This is a genomic window from Rhodococcus sp. HNM0563 (genome assembly GCF_012726195.1).
Lineage (GTDB): Bacteria > Actinomycetota > Actinomycetes > Mycobacteriales > Mycobacteriaceae > Rhodococcus.
This window is the reverse complement of sequence record NZ_JAASAF010000004.1, coordinates 354,870-370,742: the sequence shown is the minus strand read 5'-3', so window position 1 is coordinate 370,742 and position 15,873 is coordinate 354,870. Positions and strand designations below refer to the sequence as shown.

Here is a 15,873-nt window from a genome sequence, read left to right as displayed (position 1 = left end):
TACGGACACGGCCTCGGACCCACCGGGGCCGTTTCCGATTCAGGGACTTCCGGCGGTAAACGGCGATGACCCGGTACCGTAGCCACGGACATTTTGTGACAGGCAACATTGTGATTCCGATCGGCTGCCAGGTTCCGGTGCGCGGCGACAAACTTCGACGGACACAAACCTACGGTCCCGTAGGCTGCAGCAAGACACGACATCACACGGACAGGGGTACGAATTCATGACGCGAGTCCTGACTCAACTGGAGCTACTGCGTGAGCTGGAGCCGGTGGCCGAGGCGAACGTCAACCGGCACCTTTCCATGACGAAGGATTGGCACCCCCACGATTACGTGCCGTGGGACGAAGGCCGCAACTTCGCCGCGATGGGCGGCAGCGATTGGGATCCCGAGCAGTCACGCCTCGGCGAGGTGGCCAAGGCCGCGATGATCACCAACCTGCTCACCGAAGACAACCTGCCGTCCTACCACCGCGAGATCGCCGTCAACTTCTCGCGCGACGGCGCGTGGGGCACATGGGTCGGACGGTGGACGGCGGAGGAGAACCGGCACGGCATCGTGATGCGCGACTACCTCGTCGTCACGCGTGGTGTCGATCCGGTGGCGCTCGAGAACGCCCGAATGGAGCACATGACGAACGGGTTCGCGTCGCCGAACGAAGATACGGGCTTGTTGCGTTCGGTCGCCTACGTCACCTTCCAGGAACTCGCGACCCGTGTTTCCCATCGCAACACCGGCCACGCGTGCGACGACCCGATCGCCGACAAGATGCTCCAACGCATCGCCGCCGACGAGAACCTGCACATGATCTTCTACCGCAACATCTGCGAGGCAGCCCTCGACGTGGCGCCGGTCCAAGCCCTCGAAGCGATCACCGAGGTCTTGAAGAACTTCGAGATGCCCGGCGCAGGCATGCCCAATTTCCGTCGCAACGGCGTCCTGATGGCAAAGCACGGCATCTACGACCTGCGCCAGCACCTGGACGACGTCGTGATGCCCGTTCTGCGCAAGTGGAAGCTGTTCGACCGCGACTTCGGTAGCGCCGGCGCCCAGACGCTCGACGAACTCGGCAACTTCCTCGAAGACCTCGAGAAGCAGACCGTGAAGTTCGAGGAGATGCGCGACCGTTCCCTCGCCCGCGAGGCAGCCAAGCGCGAGCGCGCCGCGGCCGTCTCCTGACGCTGCGAGTGGAGCCCGAATCGACCGATTCGGGCGCTACCACCGCCGGCAGTTATCCTGTGCCCGGTGCCGGTTTCGGCACCGGGCACAGGTGTTCCATCCTGCCTCCGCAGGAACCTGGTCGTATTCCTCTGCACCACAACGCTTTCTCGAGGTTCTCATGTCTGCCCTGAAGATCGGCTCGCTCGAATTGGACAGCCCTGTCGTGCTGGCTCCGATGGCCGGGGTGACGAATGTCGCATTTCGCACTCTGTGTCGCGACCTCGAACTCGAGCGGATCGGCAGCACGTCCGGCCTGTACGTGTGCGAAATGGTGACCGCGCGCGCCCTCGTCGAACGTCATCCGGTCACGATGCACATGACCACGTTCGGCCCCACCGAGACACCTCGTTCGCTACAGCTCTACACGGTCGATCCCGACACGACATACGCCGCAGCGAAGATGATCGTCGACGAGGACCTCGCAGACCATATCGACATGAACTTCGGGTGCCCCGTCCCCAAGGTCACCCGTAAGGGCGGCGGCTCGGCTCTGCCGTACAAGCGTCGCCTGTTCGGACAGATCGTCGCGGCGGCGGTACGCGCCACCGAGGGCACGAACATCCCGGTCACGGTCAAGTTCCGCATCGGCATCGACGACGAGCACCACACTCACCTCGATGCGGGGCACATCGCTGCCGCCGAGGGTGCTGCTGCTGTGGCACTGCATGCCCGCACCGCTGCCCAGCGATATTCGGGCACCGCGGACTGGAACGAGATCGCCCGCCTCAAGGACCATGTCACGGACGTACCGGTCCTGGGCAACGGCGACATCTTCGATGCCGAGGACGCCGAGAAGATGATGGCGCAGACCGGCTGCGACGGTGTCGTCGTCGGACGCGGATGTCTGGGGCGTCCCTGGTTGTTCGCCGAATTGAGCGCGGCACTGAACGGCCGGGAGATCCCCACCCCTCCGACGCTGGGCGAGGTCACGGTGATCATGCGCCGCCACGCCACGTTGCTCGCGGATCACCACGGTGAGGACAAGGGCATGCGCGAAATCCGTAAGCACATCGCCTGGTACCTGCGTGGATTCCCGGCGGGTTCGGAAGTGCGGAGCAGCCTGGCGCGGGTGTCGTCGCTGAGCGAACTCGACGATCTCCTCGGCCTGCTCGACCCGACCGTCCCGTTCCCGGCCGATGCCGAAGGCCCGCGTGGCCGCCAAGGCTCCCCCAGCTCTGTGGCACTTCCGGACGGATGGCTCGACGACCCCGACGACACGCTGGTTCCAGCGGGCGCGGACATCATGCACTCTGGCGGCTGAGCTGCGCTGATTCACAATCCGAGCGAGACAAAACTCGCACATCTCCGTGTGTCACCCGGCAATCAGTATCATGGCGAGGTCGCTCGGACCGAGGGCGAACACTACGAGTGCGGAGACGCGACGCGGAGAGGCCGGGGCATCTGTGGATGAGGAGCACGATTCGGGTTCGCCCGACAGTCGTGCCCCCTGGGAGCGGCCGATCGCCGACCCCTCCAACCGCGACGCACACTCCGGCCGAATCCGCCGGGACCGGCCCGACCACATAGGAACCGATCGCGCTCGGTCGGACACCGGTAGTAGTGCCGGTTCTCGCTCCGACAGCCGCCGCTCCGACAGCCGCCGCAGCGAGAGCGCACGCAGCAGACGCAACGACTCTGCGGACAAGTCGAAACAGCTCACCGTCGCGGAGCTGATGAACAAGGTGGATCGCGAGAAGAATTCGCCCCCCTCCACCCCGTCATCGACGTCCACCCCGTCAGCGCCGTCAGCACCGTCACTGCCGCCGCCTCCCGCCGCATCTCCACCTTCCCCGGCGCCACGACCGCCCACTTCACCTCGGGCCGCCGGCACTCCGCCCGCGCCCCGGACCCCGCAGGCTCCACCTGCACCCCGAACCCCGCAGGCTCCGCCTGCACCCGGAACACAGCAGGCTCCGCCTCCGGTGGCGTCGCGGCCTTCACGCGTACCCGGGCCACCGCATCAGCAACCTCGCACGCCCGTGGAAGCGACACCTCCACAGCGGGCGGATCCACCTCCCCTGACCGCGGCGGCGGCGCTTCCCCCCGCTCGCCCACCTCATGGCCCTGTCCCGGCCCGCACAACCCCGGCCGACCATGACCGCACCAGGCAGGTCGCGCCGGCCACCGCCGTGGTCCCCCCACGACCGGACGCCGAGCCCGACGATGTCGGCGACGAGTCGACGGCAACGCCTCAGGCGGTCGCCGGCGACGGACTGAGTCGGCTGGCGTTGAGCAAGAAGCGCAAGAAACGGAAACTCCGATTGTTCGCGCGAGTCTCGGTCGCGCTCGTATCCGTCCTCGCCCTGGTGGGCACGGGGTCGGTCTGGAGTTACCTCCGAGCGACGGAGGCCGGGTTCTCTCAGATCGCAGCGCTCGACACCGAGTCCGCAGACATCGTCGATCCGATCGGGCAGACCGGTGACGAGACGTACCTGATCGTCGGTACCGATACACGTGCGGGCGCCAGCGGCCAGGTGGGTGCAGGCAGCGTCGAAGACGCAGAGGGCTCACGCGCCGACGTTGCGATCCTCGTCAACATTCCCGCCGATCGCAGTCGCGTCGTTGCGGTGTCGTTTCCCCGGGATCTCGATGTCGAACGGCCGGTCTGTCTCGCGTGGGACAGCTCGACCGGCGAGTACAGTTCGGAGATCCACCCCGCGGCCGACGGCGACAAACTCAACGCGGTATACGCCCTTGGCGGGCCGAAATGCCTGGTCAAGACGATCCAGAAGATATCGGGCCTGAAGATCGGCCACTTCATCGGTATCGACTTCGCGGGCTTCGAATCGATGGTCGACGAGGTCGGCGGCGTCGAGGTCTGCACCCCGACTCCGTTGGTGGACGGTGAGCTCGGCACGATCATCGACACCGCGGGCACCCACCTTCTCGATGGTCGGCAAGCCCTCGATTACGTTCGTGCGCGCAAGGTCGAGTCCGAGATCAACAGCGACTATTCGCGTATCAACCGTCAGCAGAAGTTCTTGTCGTCGCTGCTGCGGTCCGCGCTGTCGAACAAGGTCCTACTCGACCCGGGAAAGCTGAACGGTCTCATCGGTGCCTTCACCCGCGCGACCTTCGTCGAGAACGTCAACGCCGATTCGCTGGTGAAGCTCGGCCGGTCCCTTCAGAACGTCGACGCCGGAGCCGTGACTTTCCTGACCACGCCCACTGCAGGCACGACCGAGTGGGGCAACGAGATTCCCCGGCTCGACGACATCGAAGCCATCTTCACCGCGATCATCGACGACCAGCCCCTTCCAGGCGAAAAGCGCGACCCGGTCGCCGAGGCCGATCCTGACGCGCCACCGGAGATGGCCCCCTCCCTCTCGGCGGTCGATCCGTCCTGGGTGTCGGTGCAGGTATCCAACGCATCGGATGTGTCCGGGCTCGCCGCAAGCACTGCCGACGAACTTGCCATGTACGGGTTCCCTATCTACAGCACCGGCAACTACACGGGCACCAGCACACACACGGTCGTCCGGTTCGCTCCCGGGATGGAGGCCGAAGCGATGACGGTCGCCTCGGCGTTCCCCGGCGCGGTGCTGCAGCGTGCATCGGATTCGTCGATCGGAAATGTGGTCGAGGTCGTTCTCGGATACGGCTACGACGGTGTCGTCGTGTCACCCACGCCGCCCGGGAGCCCGCTCGTACCGGTCGCGATCGAAGAAGCCGACGCCGAGGGCGCAGTCCAGCTACCCGCCGACCTCACCGTTACCAACGCCGCCGCCGATCCCTGCAGCTGAGAGCGCTGAACCCACCCGCGTCGTTCACCTCCGGTTCACTCTCTGATCGTGATAAGGACCCTCGGACGCCGTATGGTGTGACGTTATGCGCGTCGCTTACAACGAACAGATGGATGAACTCACCGGGCTACTCGGCGAAATGGCCGGGCTCGCCGGAACGGCGATGGAACGGGCCACCCAAGCCCTGCTCCAGGCCGACCTCCCGCTCGCGGAGATGGTGATCGAAGAGCACGACAAGATCACCGAACTCGGTGCTGTGTGTGAAGAGAAGGCATTCGCACTTCTCGCGCTGCAGGGTCCGGTCGCCGGCGACCTGCGCGCAGTGGTGAGCGGAATCCAGATCGTCGCCGATATCGATCGGATGGGTGCGCTTGCCCTGCACATCGCGAAGGCCACGCGTCGACGTCACCCCAATCACGTGCTTCCCGATGAGGTCAGCGGATACTTCGCCGAGATGGGCCGGATCGCCGTGTCTCTCGGCGCCGCAACCCGCGAGATCCTCGAAACCCGAGACCCCGAGCGCGCGGCACGCCTCCACGAGGAGGACGAAGCGATGGATGATCTCCACCGCCACCTGTTCACGGTGCTCATGGACCGCGAATGGAAGCACGGTGTGGCGGCGGCCGTCGACGTCACCTTGCTGGGACGCTTCTACGAGCGCTTCGCCGATCACGCCGTCGAGGTGGGCCGTCGTGTGATCTTCCTGGTGACGGGCAAGCTGCCCACCCTCGAGGACTTCCACACCGTGCAGCAGCGCGTCGACAAGCTCAGTGTGTACCCCGAATCCTGAGTTCTCCTGCCCCACACGCGCAGAGCCCCGACCGGATGAATCCGGTCGGGGCTCTCCTATTCGTACTGTCGCCGGGAAGATCTCAGCCGAAGCGACCCGAGATGTAGTCCTCGGTGGCCTTCTGCGTCGGGTTCGAGAAGATCTTCTCGGTGTCGTCGATCTCGATCAGCTTGCCTGGCCTACCGGTGGCCTCGAGATTGAAGAACGCCGTCTGGTCGCTCACGCGGGCCGCCTGCTGCATGTTGTGCGTGACGATCACGATCGTGAACTCCTGCTTCAGTTCCGTGATCAGATCCTCGATCGCAAGCGTCGAGATCGGGTCGAGAGCGGAGCACGGCTCATCCATGAGCAGCACGTCGGGCTGCACCGCGATCGCGCGGGCGATACAGAGGCGCTGCTGCTGCCCACCGGACAGACCACCGCCGGGCTTGTCGAGGCGATCCTTGACTTCCTTCCACAGGTTCGCACCACGCAGCGACTTCTCGGCGACTTCGTCGAGCTTCTTCTTGTCTCGCATGCCCTGCAGCTTCAGGCCCGCAACGACGTTGTCGCGGATCGACATCGTCGGGAAGGGATTCGGCCGCTGGAACACCATGCCGATGGTCTTGCGCACACCCACCGGATCGACGGACGCGTCGTAGATGTCCTCGCCGTCGAGGAGCACCGACCCTTCGACGTGGGCACCGGGGGTCACCTCGTGCATACGGTTGAGCGAGCGGAGCACGGTGGACTTACCGCAGCCGGAAGGGCCGATGAACGCGGTGACGTTGCGGGGAGGTACCGAGAGCGTCACGTCGGACACCGCGTGGAACTTCCCGTAGAAGATGTTGACGTCCTTGAGGTCCAGACGCTTGGCCATTACCGGCTCCCTAATGGTGTATCGAGTTCGAAGTATGTGGTCATCGCCGGCGCGTCTACTTGGAGCCGACCTGCGACAAGCGACCGATCAGCTTGGCGGCGATATTGAGGATCGCAATGATGAGAATCAGCGTCAGAGCGGCACCCCAGATACGCATCGAGCCCGCTTCGGTGGGGTTGTTCATCTCGGCGACCATCAGACCCGGCAAGGTGGCCATCTCGCCACCGAACAGGTTGAAGTTGATGAACGGTGCGTATCCCACGAGAATCAGCAGCGGCGCAGTCTCACCCATCACGCGGGCAAGGGCGAGCATGATTCCGGTGATGATGCCTGCGAGCGAGGTCGGGAGCACGATCCGGGCGATCGTCTTCCACTTCGGGACCCCGAGCGCGTACGACGCCTCGCGGAGATCCTGAGGGACGATTCGCAGCATCTCCTCGGTGCTGCGCACCACGACCGGCACCATCAGCAGCACCAGCGAGAGGGACACCGCGAATGCGGACTTGGGCATTCCGAAGGTCGCCACCCACAGCGCGTAGATGAACAACGCGGCAACGATGGACGGCACACCGCTGAGGATGTCGACCATGAAGGTCGTGATGCGACCGAGCTTCGATTTGCCCGCGTACTCGACGAGATAGATCGCGACGAACACGCCGAGCGGGATCGAGATGATCGCGCACACCAATCCCTGCAGGAGGGTGCCGACGATCGCGTGGTAGACACCGCCGCCCATGGACGAAGCGGTCAGTCCGCTCAGCGAATTGGTGAACCAGGTCGAGGAGAGCAGGGCGGGCATGCCCTTGGCAATCACGGTGATGAGCACCCAGGCCAAAGGCGCGAGCGCAATGAGCACCGAGAGGGTGACGAGCACGGTGGCCGCGACGTCCTTGGTCCTGCGTGCACCGCTGACCCGCTGGAACGTCGGTGCCTTGACGGGCGATGTGAGGGTGGTCGTCGTCATGGCGTCAGTCCTTCTTTCCAGCGACGATCATGCGGGCTGCGGCGTTGACGACGAAGGTCAGGACGAAGAGCACGAGACCCGCGGCGATGTAGGCACCGGCCTGGATGTTGTTGTTGAATTCGGCGTAACCGAGAGCGATCTTCGACGCGATGGTGGCGCCTCCGTCGAACAGCGACCAGGAGAACGCCTCGGAGGTGGTCCGCAGGATGAGGTAGAGGGCCATGGTCTCGCCGAGTGCACGTCCGAGACCGAGCATCGAACCGCTGACGTAACCGGACTTGCCGAACGGGATGACCGTGGTCTTCACGACTTCCCAGCGGGTCGCACCGAGTGCGAGTGCGGCCTCGATGTGCGCGGTGGGTGTCTGGACGAACACCTCGCGGCTGACCGCGGCAATGGTGGGCAGGATCATCACGGCGAGCACGATGCCCGCGGTGAAGATCGTTCCGCCGCCGATGATCGATCCGCTGCCCGTCGCAAACAACGGGAACCAGCCGAGGTTGGTGTTGAGGAACTCTGCGACCGGTCGCAGGAAGGGCGCCAGGATGAGCATGCCCCACAGGCCGTAGACGATCGACGGCACCGCGGCGAGCAGGTCGATCACGTACGCGAGCGCCTTCTTGATCCGTTCGGGGCAATACGAGGTGAGGAAGATCGCGATACCGAGGGCCACCGGCATCGCCAGTACCAGCGCGAACATCGACACGAGGACCGTGACCTGGAAAAGGTCGAGAACACCGAAGGCCATCGCCTCGATGTCCTGCGTGATCCAATCTCGGCTGGTGAGGAAGTTGACGGTGTTGCGTTGCAGCGCAGGCACCGCGCGCCACACCAGGAACACCGCGATCGCGGCGATGATCACCGAGACCAGGACGGCGGACCCGGAAGCCAACGAACTGAAGATCCGGTCGCCTGGCCGAACGACGGTCTTCTTCTTGGTCTGTGGGGAAGTAATCTTGGCCTCCGGTGTACTGCCGTGCGGACCGCCCGGTCCTGACCCGGCCGGGTCAGGACCGGCGGCGCGAGTAGCCGAGGTGCTCGGCGCGTCACTCATGTGAACTCGCAATCTATCTCGTCGTGAATTTCCGGAACGGGCGGTCCGCCTGTGCAGACGATCAGGCGATGGCGTCGATCGATTCGGTCAGCTTCGACTTGAAGGACTCGGGAAGCGGGACGTAGCCGATTTCCTCGAGGCCCTCCTGGCCTTCGTTGGCCGCGCTGACCAGGAACGACTTGACCGCTGCCGAGGTTTCGGCGTCGTAGCCGCCCGAGCAGACGATCTCGTAGGTCGCGAGCACCAGCGGGTATGCGCCTTCGGCGTCGGTGCCGAAGATCGACGAGAGGTCCAGGGTCAGATCGCCGCCGCCTGCGCTGGCGAACTCCGCGCCGTCGATGGCCGCAGCGGCGGTTTCGGAGTTCAGCTCGACCGGGCCGTTGCCGGTGTCGATGGAAGCGATGCTGAGTCCGTTCTGCTCGGCGAACGACAGTTCGACGTAGGTGATCGATCCGGGAGCGCCCGAAACAGCCTGGGCGACACCGGCCGAGCCCTTCGCACCTTCACCGATACCCCCGGTGAAATCGGAGCCTGCACCGGTGGTCCATGCGCCGTTGGATGCTGCTTCGAGGTACTGCTGGAAGTTGTCGGTGGTACCCGACGAATCGGAACGGACAATCGCGGTGATCGGGCTGTCGGGCAGTTCGACGCCCTCGTTCAGCGCAGCAATCGCCGGATCGTTCCACGTGGTGATCCGGCCGTTGAATATCTTTGCGGCAACCTCACCGTTGACGACCAGATTGTCGACGCCCTCGAGGTTGTAGGCAAGTGCGACCGGACCGAACACGAGAGGCAGGTTCCATGCCGGGTTCCCGGCGCAACGCTCGGCTGCCAGCGCGGCCTGCTCCTCCTTGATGGCCGAATCGGAGCCGGCGAAATCGATCTGGTTGGCGATGAACTGCGTGCGGCCGTCACCGGAACCCGACGGGTTGTACGCCACGTTGACCGAAGCGCCCTTCTCGTTGCAGACGGCGATGTAGGTGGAAACGAAGTTGTCCATCGCGTTCTTCTGCGCAGACGACCCCGCACCGGAAAGGTTCGCCTTGCCCTCGCAGGTCGCGCCCGAGGCGTCGGCGTCGACCTCGACCGAGCCTGCATTGTTGTCGGTACCGCAAGCCGCGAGCGTGAGTGCGCCGGCCGCAAACAGGCCGAGCAGGGCACCATTGCGCTTCAGGTTCACCTGTACTCCTTCAGGAATATCGCTTCCGCCACACAAGGCTGGGTGGCGACTTCGAGACGCGGGAGGATCCCCTGCGCCGAGTCGTCAGCATCCGACCCGTATGCAGAAGGTAGGCGGATCCGGTGGACGGATACTCTCTCGCCGGTTAACGGGAGATGAACACGCCGGATACAGGCACTACTGGTGTTGCGACAATCACCCGAACTTCACCGGACAACAACGTGTCGTCAGGAGATGTTCACTTCGCGTATGCGACATCCACATGGAAGCGCTCGAACCCGAGCTTGCCGTAGGTGTTGAGCGCGGCGGTGTTGTCACCCTCGACATAGAGCAGAACAGTGGATAGTCCCCGCGCGCGCAGATGGTGCAGTCCGGCGAGAGTGAGGAGCCGCCCGAGACCCCGGCCCTGTGCCTCCGGAGCGATGCCGACCACGTACACCTCACCGAGCGACGGTTCCGTCGGCCCCGGCGGGTGCACCTTCGTCCAGTGGAATCCCAACAGGCGATCGGGGTCGGCGACGTCGAATGCGAGAAACAGCCCAGCCGGATCGAACCACGATTCGGCCCGGCGGTCGGCCACGTCGCTCGCGGTCATCCGCCCCTGCTCAGGGTGCCATTCGAAGGCGGAAGCATTGACCCGCACCAGCTCCGGATCGTCCGAAGGTCCTCGATACGTGCGCAGCTCGACCGAATCGGGTATCTCGAGTTCGGGGAGCGCGAGATCGAGCGGTCTCCTCAGCTGAAGGAGTTCGCGAACGCCCCTGAGGCCCAGCTTCGCAGCGACAGCGCGGGCTGCGGGAAGATCTCCGTGCGCCCACACTCGTGCTTCGGATCCGCCTTCGGTCAGCGCCGCTCCGACGAGCTCGCTACCGAGGCCACGACCTCGATGAGCCGGATCCACGACGACCTCGGACATCGATGGGTGCTCGCCGTGCGCGGGCGTGAGGTTTGCATACCCGGCGACCGCACCGTCTACGACGGCGATCAGATGCCGCGCATCGGTGTCGCGGGTCAGCGAGTGAACAGCCTGCTCCGACACCGGAGCCGTCCCGTCGTGCGCGGTGGCACGCTCGAGCAGTGCCTGCACCTCGGCGGCCTGCGCCGCGGTAGGACGTTCGACGAACGGCTGCTGCAGCGAGAACTCTTCGTGCTCATCGGGCCCGGACTTCATGCACCCGAGGGTAGCGATTACTCGGCGAACTCGTCCTCGGGGTGGCCGACCGTGTGACCGCCCTTGGTACGGCTGCTCGGCCGGACGGCTTTGTATCCGACGTTGCGGACGGTCCCGATGAGGGCTTCGTGTTCGGGGCCGAGCTTCGCGCGGAGTCGTCGCACGTGCACGTCGACCGTCCGGGTGCCACCGAAGAAGTCGTAGCCCCACACCTCCTGCAGCAGCTGTGCGCGGGTGAAGACCCGGCCGGCGTGCTGGGCGAGGTACTTGAGAAGCTCGAATTCCTTGTACGTCAGGTCGAGCGGTTTCCCGCGCAGCCTCGCTGTGTATGTGTCCTCGTCGATGGTGAGTTCGCCCAGCGTGATCCGTCCGGAGGTCTCGGCAGAGACCCCGCCACCGGACCGAGCAAGGAGCAACCGCAACCGAGCGTCGAGTTCGGCGGGCCCGGTGCCTGTGAGCAGGATGTCGTCGAGTGCCCACTCGGGGTTGACCGCGACAAGCCCGCCCTCGGTGAGAACAGCGACCACAGGTATCGCCGAACCGGCGCTACCGAGCAGGCGGCACAATCCACGCGCCGCGGCGAGATCGGTTCGGGCATCGACGAGCGCGATGTCGGCGGTAGCCGCTTCGAGCAGCGATGACACTTCGGTCGGGACCGGCCGTACCGAATGCGCCAGCAGCGACAGCGACGGCAACACGGCATCGGGATCCGGATCGGAGGTCAGCAGGAGAAGCTCCACCGGGCCTCCGTTTCTTCGCACTGCCTGGGCAGACCGTTCCGGATGAACGGCGTGGTCCAGATTAACCCCCCATTTGTTACCGCCGTGTTAGCTGGCGAGAACGTCGCCCGGTACGTTCCGTCACAATGGTCGGCGTGCGCAAACTCATTTACGGCCTCGTTGTCCTCGTCGGACTCGCTCTACTGGTCGATTTCGGGGCGGCAGCCTGGTCGGAGTATCGACTGTCTCGCGCGCTGCGTGAGGGAGGCGCCCTCGAGTCCGATCCCGCGGTGACGATCCACGGTTTCCCTTTTCTTCTGCAAGCGCGCAACGGTCACTACGAGAACGTCGAGATCACCGCGGATCGGGTCCCCACCGACATGCTCGGCGACATCACAGTCGAAGCGAACCTGGTGGGTGCCCACGCAGAGGCGTCCGCGCTCCTCGACGGATCGATCCGGTCGGTGCCGGTCGATCTGCTGTACGGCCGTGTCATGATCGACGCCACCGAACTCGGACAGGTCCTCGACATTCCCGATCTACAGATTTCTGCACCGCCGGCCAGCAAATCGGACGGCACAGGCGGATCAGGCGGATCAGGCCCGACCACCGCAGGTGGTGTCGTGCTCACCGGTACCGTGCCGGTCGGCCCGCTCTCCGCGCGGGTCAGTGTTCAGGCAGATCTCGTCCTCGACGGCGACCGGGTACAGATCGTCGCGTCCGACCTGTACTTCGGCCCCGAGGGACATGCCGACTTCACCGTTCCCGATCCGCTGAAACCCCTGGTACTCGGGTTGTTCACCACCACGATCGAACCACAGGATCTGCCGTTCGGCGTCTATCCCACGTCGGTGGAAGCGCGGGGCTCGCGGATCGTGATCGAAGGTGAAGCACACAACGTGACCATCGACCTCACCGAAGTGCAGCAGCCCTCATGACCCCGCTTGTCGTCCTTGCGGTCGTGATCGTCGCGGCGGGTGTAGTGGGTGCGGTGATCCGGTTTCGGTCGGGCCGGCTGAAGGAACTATCCGTCACCGAGACTTCGGCCGCGGACCCTGAGCTCGGCAAGGTCGGTGTCGGTGAAGGCGAACCGGTGATCCTGCACTTCTCCGCGCCTTGGTGCGGGCCATGTGCCGCAGTCCGCCGGGTCGTTGCCGGGGTGATCGAGGGCAACGGCGACACCGCGCCGCCCGTGCGCGACATCGAGCTCGACTTCGACGAGAACGTCTCCCTCGCCACGCAACTCGGCGTACTCTCACTACCCACGACCTTCCTGTTCGACGGCGACGGACACCAGCGGTACCGGGTCTCCGGGGTTCCGACGACGGACGATCTGAGGCGAGCACTGGCCGCGCTGTGACACCGGCGGGCACCCGGGCTGTGAAACAAGCAGGCACCCGGCCCTTCCCTGCGCCGTTTTCTCGGATACACTGCGACGCGTGTTGACCTGCCAAGAGCTAATGCTCACCCGACGCCGCACGGTTGATCTGTGCCGCCTCGGTGGCACTTGTTGTACCTGCTGATCCACCCGCGGTCGACCTACCGCGATTCGACTCGCCCCAGCGATATCGATCCAGCAGGAGTACACACATGTCTTTCACCACATCCCCCGCTCTCCAGGTAGACGTGCGCGGACCCCGGTTCGCCGCATGGATCACCACAGCGGTCCTCGTCTCGGTCCTCGTCATCACCTCGTTCGCGCCTCAGGCAGCAGGCATCGTGCTGGCCGTACAGACCATCGTGTTTCTCCTCGGCGCCGCTGTCGGCCCACGCCGAAGCCCGTACGGCAGGCTCTTCGCCGTCGCGGTTGCACCCCGCCTGACGCCCCCGACGGAGACCGAGCCCGCCGAGCCGTTGCGGTTCGCGCAGGGGGTCGGCTTCGTCTTCGCCCTGATCGGCACCGTCGCACTACTGGCCGATGCAGTCACGCTCGGCATCGTCGCCGCAGGATTCGCACTGTTCGCAGCCCTGTTGAATGCCGCATTCGGGGTGTGCCTCGGATGCCGCGTGTATCCGCTCATCGCCCGGGTTCGGTCACAGACCACCTGAGTTCGCTGTTCCGTCTGCACTTCTGTCCGTCAGCACTTCTGCCGTTCCACCCACGACTACTTCAGTGTCACCACGAAAGGAACAACCATGGCTCGCTCCGACGTTCTGGTCTCCGCCGACTGGGCTGAGCAGAACCTGCAAGCGCCGAAGACCGTCTTCATCGAGGTCGACGAAGACACCTCCGCCTACGAAGGCGGCCACATCGAGGGCGCGATCCGACTCGACTGGCGCAAGGATCTGCAGGACGCGGTCCGCCGCGATTTCCTGAACCAGCAGCAGTTCTCCGCACTGCTGTCGGCCAAGGGCGTCGCGAACGACGACACCGTCGTGCTGTACGGCGGCAACAACAACTGGTTTGCCGCGTACGCCTACTGGTACTTCACGCTCTACGGCCACAAGGATGTCAAGCTCATCGACGGAGGCCGTAAGAAGTGGGAGCTCGACGGCCGCCCCCTGTCGAAGGACGAGGTCACCCGCCCGGCCACCGAGTACAAGGCCGCCGCACCCGACACGTCGATCCGCGCGTTCCGTGACGAGGTCATCGACGCCATCGGCAACAAGAACCTCGTCGACGTGCGTTCGCCCGACGAGTTCTCCGGCAAGATCCTCGCCCCCGCGCACCTTCCGCAGGAGCAGGCACAGCAGCGTGGACACGTGCCCGGCGCGATCAACATCCCGTGGAGCACCACCGCCAACGAGGACGGCACGTTCAAGTCCGACGACGAGCTCACCGCGCTCTACGCAGCGAAGGGCTTCGACGACTCCAAGGAGACCATCGCCTACTGCCGGATCGGCGAGCGCTCGAGCCACACCTGGTTCGTGCTGCAGGAAATCCTCGGCAAGCAGAATGTCAAGAACTACGACGGCAGCTGGGTCGAGTACGGCTCGCTCGTCGGCGCACCGATCGAATTGGGAGCATAAGAACATGTGTGGAGCACCCGTCCAGTCCCAGACTCTTCCGTCGAACGTCGATACCGAGAAGGAAACGGTCATCACCGGCCGCGTTCTCGCAGCCGACGGACAGCCCGTCGGTGGCGCCTTCGTGCGCCTGCTCGACGGCACCGATGAGTTCACCGCCGAAGTGGTCGCGTCGGCTACCGGCGACTTCCGCTTCTTCGCGGCACCCGGCGAGTGGAAGATCCGTGCGCTTTCCAGCACGGGCAACGGCACCGCGACAGTGAGCCCGACCTCCGCAGGCGTCCACAACGTCGACGTCACCGTCGCGAAGTAGACCGACCGACAGGATCACATTCAGGGCATCAGGGCCTCGCTCCGATCAGGAGCGGGGCCCTTCGCGTTCGCACCCGGCCGAGTCGTACCGACGAACACCGAGGGGCTAATATGTGCCCGTGGTCATTTTCTTCGAAGTTCTCCTGGTCCTCGCAGCGCTGCTCATCATCTGGTTCACGCTGTACACCATCTACCGCCTGGTCACCCAAGACCAGTGACGGACGACGGACCCCGCCGCAGCGGTAACGACGCCATCGTCGATGCCGAGAAACGCGCCGAGGCCACTGCCGAGCGCAACATCCCGGCCCTGCCCGGTCTTCCCGGCCCTGAGGACACCGCGAACCTGAGGCTCGGCCCCGACCTCGACCCGGCGATGCTGGCATTGCTGCCGCTCGTCGGTGTGTGGCGCGGCGAAGGCGAAGGACACGATCCCGAGACGGGCGACTACCGATTCGGTCAACAGATCGTCGTCTCGCACAGTGGATCCGACTACCTCGTGTGGGAAGCACGCTCGTGGCGCCTCGACGAGGCCGGCGAGTTCAGCGCACCCGATCGCCGCGAAAGCGGCTTCTGGCGCGTGTCGGGCACCGACGCCGCAGGCAGCGAGGATCCCGAGACCGTCGAACTGCTGCTCACCCACAGCTCCGGTGTCGTCGAGTTGTACTACGGAGCGGCCCTGACCCAGTCCTCCTGGGAACTTGCGACCGACGTGGTGATCCGCACGAAATCCGGTGAGACCGTGGGCGGAGCCAAGCGGCTCTACGGCATCATCGAAGGGGGCGACCTCGCCTACGTCGAAGAACGCGTCATCGGCGACGGCGAGATGATCCCGCGCATGTCAGCGCGGTTGTCGCGCTACGTCGGCTGATGCTCCCGGCTCGGCCGGACT

16 protein-coding genes are annotated in these 15,873 nt (G+C 65.1%); 10 read left to right on the top strand and 6 right to left on the bottom strand.

Annotation, left to right across the window (positions count from 1 at the left end):
- The first annotated feature begins 226 nt into the window (after positions 1–226).
- The 4 genes from HCA61_RS11510 to phoU all read left to right on the top strand — a co-directional run bounded on the left by HCA61_RS11510 (position 227) and on the right by phoU (position 5,758).
- The gene (locus HCA61_RS11510; RefSeq protein ID WP_169688314.1) at positions 227–1,183 is read left to right on the top strand and encodes an acyl-ACP desaturase; all 957 of its coding nucleotides are present in this window, start codon (positions 227–229) and stop codon (positions 1,181–1,183) included.
- Between the two features lie 160 nt (positions 1,184–1,343).
- The gene (dusB, locus tag HCA61_RS11505) at positions 1,344–2,486 is read left to right on the top strand and encodes a tRNA dihydrouridine synthase DusB (RefSeq protein ID WP_169688313.1); all 1,143 of its coding nucleotides are present in this window, start codon (positions 1,344–1,346) and stop codon (positions 2,484–2,486) included.
- Positions 2,487–3,204: 718 nt separating this feature from the next.
- Complete coding sequence (locus tag HCA61_RS11500) at positions 3,205–4,968, top strand: LCP family protein (RefSeq protein ID WP_247272741.1); 1,764 nt, start codon at positions 3,205–3,207, stop codon at positions 4,966–4,968.
- Positions 4,969–5,053: 85 nt separating this feature from the next.
- Positions 5,054–5,758 (top strand): phosphate signaling complex protein PhoU, encoded by a 705-nt coding sequence (gene phoU / locus HCA61_RS11495; protein ID WP_169688311.1) that lies wholly within the window; start codon positions 5,054–5,056, stop codon positions 5,756–5,758.
- 82 nt (positions 5,759–5,840) lie between these two features.
- Here phoU and pstB read toward each other — a convergent pair whose 3' ends face one another.
- From pstB to HCA61_RS11465, 6 genes are all read right to left on the bottom strand, one after another.
- Positions 5,841–6,617, bottom strand: a complete 777-nt coding sequence (gene pstB, locus HCA61_RS11490) for a phosphate ABC transporter ATP-binding protein PstB (RefSeq protein ID WP_169688310.1) — start codon at positions 6,615–6,617, stop codon at positions 5,841–5,843.
- A 55-nt stretch (positions 6,618–6,672) separates the two neighbouring features.
- Positions 6,673–7,581: a phosphate ABC transporter permease PstA gene (gene pstA / locus HCA61_RS11485; RefSeq protein ID WP_169688309.1), complete on the bottom strand. Its 909-nt coding sequence runs from the start codon at positions 7,579–7,581 to the stop codon at positions 6,673–6,675.
- A gap of 4 nt (positions 7,582–7,585) precedes the next feature.
- Positions 7,586–8,635: a phosphate ABC transporter permease subunit PstC gene (pstC, locus tag HCA61_RS11480; protein WP_169688308.1), complete on the bottom strand. Its 1,050-nt coding sequence runs from the start codon at positions 8,633–8,635 to the stop codon at positions 7,586–7,588.
- 61 nt (positions 8,636–8,696) lie between these two features.
- The gene (pstS, locus tag HCA61_RS11475; protein ID WP_169688307.1) at positions 8,697–9,815 is read right to left on the bottom strand and encodes a phosphate ABC transporter substrate-binding protein PstS; all 1,119 of its coding nucleotides are present in this window, start codon (positions 9,813–9,815) and stop codon (positions 8,697–8,699) included.
- A 238-nt stretch (positions 9,816–10,053) separates the two neighbouring features.
- Complete coding sequence (gene mshD / locus HCA61_RS11470; RefSeq protein WP_169688306.1) at positions 10,054–10,986, bottom strand: mycothiol synthase; 933 nt, start codon at positions 10,984–10,986, stop codon at positions 10,054–10,056.
- Positions 10,987–11,003: 17 nt separating this feature from the next.
- Positions 11,004–11,726, bottom strand: coding sequence for a response regulator transcription factor (locus HCA61_RS11465; protein WP_169688305.1), 723 nt, complete (start codon positions 11,724–11,726; stop codon positions 11,004–11,006).
- A gap of 134 nt (positions 11,727–11,860) precedes the next feature.
- Here HCA61_RS11465 and HCA61_RS11460 point away from each other — a divergent pair, with 134 nt between their 5' ends.
- The 6 genes from HCA61_RS11460 (at position 11,861) to HCA61_RS11435 (ending at position 15,852) form a co-directional block, all read left to right on the top strand.
- On the top strand, positions 11,861–12,643 hold the full coding sequence (locus HCA61_RS11460) for an LmeA family phospholipid-binding protein (RefSeq protein WP_169688304.1): 783 nt from the start codon (positions 11,861–11,863) through the stop codon (positions 12,641–12,643).
- A complete protein-coding gene (locus HCA61_RS11455) occupies positions 12,640–13,065 on the top strand; it encodes a thioredoxin family protein (protein ID WP_169688303.1) in 426 nt (141 codons plus the stop codon). Before HCA61_RS11460 ends, HCA61_RS11455 begins: the two co-directional genes overlap by 4 nt.
- Before the next feature lie 230 nt (positions 13,066–13,295).
- Complete coding sequence (locus HCA61_RS11450; protein WP_169688302.1) at positions 13,296–13,754, top strand: DUF4395 domain-containing protein; 459 nt, start codon at positions 13,296–13,298, stop codon at positions 13,752–13,754.
- 87 nt (positions 13,755–13,841) lie between these two features.
- Positions 13,842–14,675: a sulfurtransferase gene (locus HCA61_RS11445; protein ID WP_169688301.1), complete on the top strand. Its 834-nt coding sequence runs from the start codon at positions 13,842–13,844 to the stop codon at positions 14,673–14,675.
- Between the two features lie 4 nt (positions 14,676–14,679).
- Positions 14,680–14,985: a DUF1416 domain-containing protein gene (locus tag HCA61_RS11440; protein WP_169688300.1), complete on the top strand. Its 306-nt coding sequence runs from the start codon at positions 14,680–14,682 to the stop codon at positions 14,983–14,985.
- 213 nt (positions 14,986–15,198) lie between these two features.
- Positions 15,199–15,852 carry an FABP family protein gene (locus HCA61_RS11435; protein WP_169688299.1) on the top strand — a complete coding sequence of 218 codons (654 nt, stop codon included), beginning with the start codon at positions 15,199–15,201 and terminating at the stop codon, positions 15,850–15,852.
- The last annotated feature ends 21 nt before the right edge of the window (positions 15,853–15,873 follow it).

What these genes read in the sequence shown, in the direction of transcription:
- HCA61_RS11510 (WP_169688314.1), top strand. Translation starts at nt 227, where the DNA reads ATGACGCGAGTCCTGACTCAACTGGAGCTACTGCGTGAGCTGGAGCCG.
- dusB (WP_169688313.1), top strand. Translation starts at nt 1,344, where the DNA reads ATGTCTGCCCTGAAGATCGGCTCGCTCGAATTGGACAGCCCTGTCGTG.
- phoU (WP_169688311.1), top strand. Translation starts at nt 5,054, where the DNA reads ATGCGCGTCGCTTACAACGAACAGATGGATGAACTCACCGGGCTACTC.
- pstB (WP_169688310.1), bottom strand. Translation starts at nt 6,617, where the DNA reads ATGGCCAAGCGTCTGGACCTCAAGGACGTCAACATCTTCTACGGGAAG.
- pstA (WP_169688309.1), bottom strand. Translation starts at nt 7,581, where the DNA reads ATGACGACGACCACCCTCACATCGCCCGTCAAGGCACCGACGTTCCAG.
- pstC (WP_169688308.1), bottom strand. Translation starts at nt 8,635, where the DNA reads ATGAGTGACGCGCCGAGCACCTCGGCTACTCGCGCCGCCGGTCCTGAC.
- mshD (WP_169688306.1), bottom strand. Translation starts at nt 10,986, where the DNA reads ATGAAGTCCGGGCCCGATGAGCACGAAGAGTTCTCGCTGCAGCAGCCG.
- HCA61_RS11455 (WP_169688303.1), top strand. Translation starts at nt 12,640, where the DNA reads ATGACCCCGCTTGTCGTCCTTGCGGTCGTGATCGTCGCGGCGGGTGTA.
- HCA61_RS11450 (WP_169688302.1), top strand. Translation starts at nt 13,296, where the DNA reads ATGTCTTTCACCACATCCCCCGCTCTCCAGGTAGACGTGCGCGGACCC.
- HCA61_RS11445 (WP_169688301.1), top strand. Translation starts at nt 13,842, where the DNA reads ATGGCTCGCTCCGACGTTCTGGTCTCCGCCGACTGGGCTGAGCAGAAC.
- HCA61_RS11440 (WP_169688300.1), top strand. Translation starts at nt 14,680, where the DNA reads ATGTGTGGAGCACCCGTCCAGTCCCAGACTCTTCCGTCGAACGTCGAT.